The organism is Leyella stercorea (assembly GCF_021531655.1).
This window is the reverse complement of sequence record NZ_JADYUF010000093.1, coordinates 1-3,379: the sequence shown is the minus strand read 5'-3', so window position 1 is coordinate 3,379 and position 3,379 is coordinate 1. Positions and strand designations below refer to the sequence as shown.

Here is a 3,379-nt window from a genome sequence, read left to right as displayed (position 1 = left end):
TAATTTGAGGCGATCATCCTCTGATAATTCAAGTACTTTTATTGGTTTCATAATTTACTTTTTCTATAAAACGAAAAAATAACCATATTAGTACTGATATATATATAAATAATTTAGATCACTTACTTAATCTTCTATTTTTATATATGACGTTAAACTTCTTGTTTTATTATGTCAAGGTCTCAGCCTTTTTGTGTTCTACCCAAGCAAGGCACATCCTCAGGCCAATGAGGGTCGGTTTCATTTCCATCATCAGCATAACGAATATCTCGCTGTTTGGATATATTGCGGTCGTATTTCAGTTCCACGCTCACCGTGAAGTCATCCATACGAAGAATATCTGGCAGGCACCAAGGCTCATGAGTATGCAAGGCATGCATCGCATAACAGATACACAAATGGTCGTACGCCTTGTTGTGCAGATAGCCTTCCGCCCACGACGTGCCATCGTCGAGCGTATCAGTCAACTCTCTCAACGTATCCTCTTCGTTGCCGAAAAAGTTGGCAGACGCACCATTCACGATGGTATCCATCTTGCAATGTCCTGTACTGAGCAACTCATCTGTCAGATGAATCATATAGTCGAAGTCGGAACCGTAATAGTCATCATTCTCCAGATGCAAGACCGAGTCTTTGTCAGCATACTCGAATCGAAGCGTACTGTCCAAGTCGTAGCAGAAACGGTCGTCCACCTTGTATGGCGAACGGTAGAGCGTAAGCCAAAGGTTACGGCACTGCTCAAAACACTCTAAGGTGAGCTTGTAGAGTTTGTCGTTCAACTTGCTCAATCGTTCCACCTCGGCAGCAGTAGGATGAAGCATCATCTCGTCGAGCGTCACCTCACGAAGCCCGAGCAAATCGTCCAGCAAATCCCGCTCCGACTCACTGAAGTTTCTGAAGAAATAGTCAGGATTGTTCTCTTCCCGATTCACCACCTTCTTGACACGACGTTCCACCTCTTGCACGATGGCACGTTTGTCCTCTATCGTAGACTTTTCTCTTATAAAGTCTACAAATTTGAAGTTAGGATCAGCATTATAGCTACGGTTGTTCTCAACTTCATCTATCAGTTTCATCCATTCCTTTTCCATTTACTTCCTCTTTAAAGATTACGTTTCCTTTTTTCCATTGATACACCTCTCGCTCATATCTCAAGCTGACATCCGTCCAAAAATCATCCATAAGGAGGATGTCAGGCAAAGAGTAATGCTAATGACTATGGAGCGAGTGAAGGAGATGGCAGATACAAAATTTGTCGAAAGCCTGATTGTCGAGATAATCCAAATTCCAGTTGGTCCCATCATCAGCCACCAAAGGTTCATACGAATACCGCCCACTATCCCTAAAATTGCAATGAAAATGGAGCATATACTCGAAGTCTGAGCCATAATAGTCATCATTATCCATCTTGAGGACGGAATCCTCATCATTCCAACTGAAATCAACGTGCTCCTCCACATCATAATAATCCTCGTTTGCCATCAAGCTCGGTGAGTGCAACAAAGACTTCCAGAGGTTGCGACCTTGCGCAAAGGCATCCTTCGACAGTTCATGAAGTTTATCGTTCTGATGTCCCAAACGCTCGATTTCTTCCTCTGTAGGATTTAACATCATCACATTGAGAATCTTTACCCGAGTACTCCAAAGGGAATCAAGCGCCTCCCGCTCCTGTTCACTGAACTTACGGAAGCGGAAACTCTTGTCCGCATCATAACGGGCAATCATCTTGATGCGACGCTCTACTTCTTGTACAACTCTGCGCTTGTCATCATCCGACGCTTCGCCCACATAATCCATCAAAGCGAAGAAAGCCTCCGTTTCAAACGGATCTTTCTCAATTGTATCGATAAGTTGAATCCAATTTTCCTTCATCTTCACCTACGATTTCACCATTACTAACTTCTATTATCTTATCATCGCCGAAACTTCCGCCCCGTACCTTGTAAGGAGAGTTTCGCTTCAACGTCTTCTCCAAATACTCCAAGTCCTTGGGACGGAGATGAGTGAAAGCGAAATCCACCTCATTCAGCTGCGACTGATTGCTCAAGGCAAGATGCTGGAGATTGTGGCACATGAAGATGTCCAAGCGACGCAACTTGTCGTTCTTGCTCAAATTCAAAGACACCAAATCTTTGGCTCCATCGATATGCAACTCCTCCAAGAGTGGATTGGCAGAGAAAGCCAATTTCTCGTTTCTTATCTCGTGGAAGTCGATGAACTCCAGCAAAGGATTTTTGCTTACGTCGAGTTTCTCCTCGCCATACCCAGAATAGCCCAAGATACGCAAGTTAGGACATTCCGTGAGAATCACATCCAAGGTTTTCACCTCGAACATGCCACATTCATCAAATCCGATAATGGCATCCTCCTCTTCCGAACAGATGGTAATGGTGTAGTACATGCCCTTCTCCGGATAGGCATGACCTGCCTCCACCCAAGTCAACTTTTCGGAAGCAGGTTCCTGTTTACCTGTCACGACCTGTACCTTTCCATCGCCCCAAGCGATTCTTGCCTTGCTGCCTTTCTTCAGCATAAAGTGCAAGCCTACGGTCTCCCCCATTGTCCAGTCCAAAGTCTGGATATTGATTGTAATCTGTGCCATAATTCCTTGTTTTTAATGTTTACGACGGCAAAATTACAGGTTAGGTGTGTCAAATCGTGACGCAAGCGAGAAAATTATCTCAAAAATCTTTGTATCACCTTGTACCAATAGTCCCAGGAGTAGCCTACGGACGGATGATTCACCGCCATCACTTTCACCTGCTTGCCATTACTCAGAAGATAAGAACCCGTAGCAACAGGATAACCATCCACTACGATGTCGTCGCCATCGTGCCAGCGCACATTAGGAAGATTGTTCCAAAGCCTCTTGCCCCATACGATGATGTACTCAGGTTGGTACTTTTCGATGACCTCGAAGAAAGCCTTACCTGCCTGGTGATATTGTTCGGCTGCGCCAGCCTCACGAGGGCCACCCATCGCCACTTGCAGATAGTTGAAGAAGATGACCGAGTTCCAAATTTTCAGCCTCATGGTTTGGTCAGTTTCCTCCCCCCGCAAGTGAACGCTCAAACTTCAGAAAAGTCCGCATCCAGTTCTGCCGTTCCTTGTTCTCATTGAGATAATCATCAAGCACCTGCTGCGTAAAGCCCATACACTCCCGAGGTAGCTGGCAGTCGCCACAATCCGTACAACTCTCATCACAATAATGACTCTCGCCCAATATCATGATTCGCTTGCCAAATATCCCCCCGTTGGCATAATCCTTGCCAACGAAAGGCTGAAAGAAAATGTTACTGCTCATATTTTACTCAAGTTTCGGATTTAGAATTCAAGCCGTTTGAGCATACTCTCTAAGTGCAGCCAATCTCTTGTCATT

The 3,379-nt window shown here is 44.9% G+C and carries 5 protein-coding genes; all 5 read right to left on the bottom strand.

Going from position 1 to position 3,379, the window contains the following annotated elements; genetic code table 11:
* Window positions 1–182: 182 nt before the first annotated feature.
* The 5 genes from I6E49_RS14100 to I6E49_RS14080 all read right to left on the bottom strand — a co-directional run bounded on the left by I6E49_RS14100 (window position 183) and on the right by I6E49_RS14080 (window position 3,304).
* The gene (locus I6E49_RS14100; protein ID WP_235403113.1) at window positions 183–1,091 is read right to left on the bottom strand and encodes a hypothetical protein; all 909 of its coding nucleotides are present in this window, start codon (window positions 1,089–1,091) and stop codon (window positions 183–185) included.
* Window positions 1,092–1,209: 118 nt separating this feature from the next.
* The gene (locus tag I6E49_RS14095) at window positions 1,210–1,872 is read right to left on the bottom strand and encodes a hypothetical protein (protein WP_235403112.1); all 663 of its coding nucleotides are present in this window, start codon (window positions 1,870–1,872) and stop codon (window positions 1,210–1,212) included.
* Window positions 1,835–2,602: a hypothetical protein gene (locus tag I6E49_RS14090; protein WP_235403111.1), complete on the bottom strand. Its 768-nt coding sequence runs from the start codon at window positions 2,600–2,602 to the stop codon at window positions 1,835–1,837. The genes I6E49_RS14095 and I6E49_RS14090 overlap by 38 nt, the downstream gene beginning before the upstream one ends.
* Window positions 2,603–2,676: 74 nt before the next feature.
* On the bottom strand, window positions 2,677–3,033 hold the full coding sequence (locus I6E49_RS14085) for a hypothetical protein (protein WP_235403110.1): 357 nt from the start codon (window positions 3,031–3,033) through the stop codon (window positions 2,677–2,679).
* 7 nt (window positions 3,034–3,040) lie between these two features.
* Complete coding sequence (locus tag I6E49_RS14080; RefSeq protein ID WP_235403109.1) at window positions 3,041–3,304, bottom strand: hypothetical protein; 264 nt, start codon at window positions 3,302–3,304, stop codon at window positions 3,041–3,043.
* Window positions 3,305–3,379 lie beyond the last annotated feature (75 nt).

Coding starts and splice junctions, on each gene's coding strand:
- I6E49_RS14090 (WP_235403111.1), bottom strand. CDS start 2,602: ATGGCACAGATTACAATCAATATCCAGACTTTGGACTGGACAATGGGG.
- I6E49_RS14100 (WP_235403113.1), bottom strand. CDS start 1,091: ATGGAAAAGGAATGGATGAAACTGATAGATGAAGTTGAGAACAACCGT.
- I6E49_RS14095 (WP_235403112.1), bottom strand. CDS start 1,872: ATGAAGGAAAATTGGATTCAACTTATCGATACAATTGAGAAAGATCCG.
- I6E49_RS14085 (WP_235403110.1), bottom strand. CDS start 3,033: ATGAGGCTGAAAATTTGGAACTCGGTCATCTTCTTCAACTATCTGCAA.
- I6E49_RS14080 (WP_235403109.1), bottom strand. CDS start 3,304: ATGAGCAGTAACATTTTCTTTCAGCCTTTCGTTGGCAAGGATTATGCC.